The following is a 525-nucleotide window of genomic DNA, read 5'->3' on the forward strand; positions in this document are numbered from 1 at the left end:
GGCAGGCGACTGGCTGGACGGCGGCGGCAACCTCATCGCAATTGGTAACTCAGGCACCGGCAAGACGCACATCCTATGCGCCATCGGCCATGCTCTGATCGAGGCAGGACACCGCGTCTACTACGCCCGGACCAGCGACCTGGTGCAGCGGCTTCAGGCCGCCCGACGCGACCTCGTTCTCGAAGCAGCCTTGGCCAAACTTGACAAGTTCGACCTGATCATCCTCGACGACATCACCTACGCCCACAAGGATCAGGCCGAAACCGGCGTCCTCTTCGAACTGATCGCCCGGCGCTACGAATACCGCAGCATCGCCATCGCCGCCAACCAACCCTTCAGCGGCTGGGACCAGATCTTCCCCGACAAGGCCATGACCGTCGCCGCCATCGACCGCCTGGTCCATCATGCGACTATCCTCGAGATGAACGCCGAAAGCTTCCGTCAGCGGGCCGCCGCATCAAACAAGAGGGCGCAGGATGAAGCGCCAGCGACAACCAACAACGACAACCAAAACGAAGGAGGCAG

Annotated in this window: 1 protein-coding gene; it reads left to right on the forward strand. The window is 62.3% G+C overall.

Annotated features, from left to right (window positions below; all coding sequences use genetic code 11):
- Window positions 1–525 (forward strand): ATP-binding protein (locus ACOI1H_RS26215; RefSeq protein ID WP_422441292.1); only part of this gene is annotated, 525 nt, incomplete at both ends.

Origin of the sequence: Loktanella sp. DJP18, from assembly GCF_049310965.1 — a bacterium.
Taxonomy (GTDB): Bacteria; Pseudomonadota; Alphaproteobacteria; order Rhodobacterales; family Rhodobacteraceae; genus Loktanella.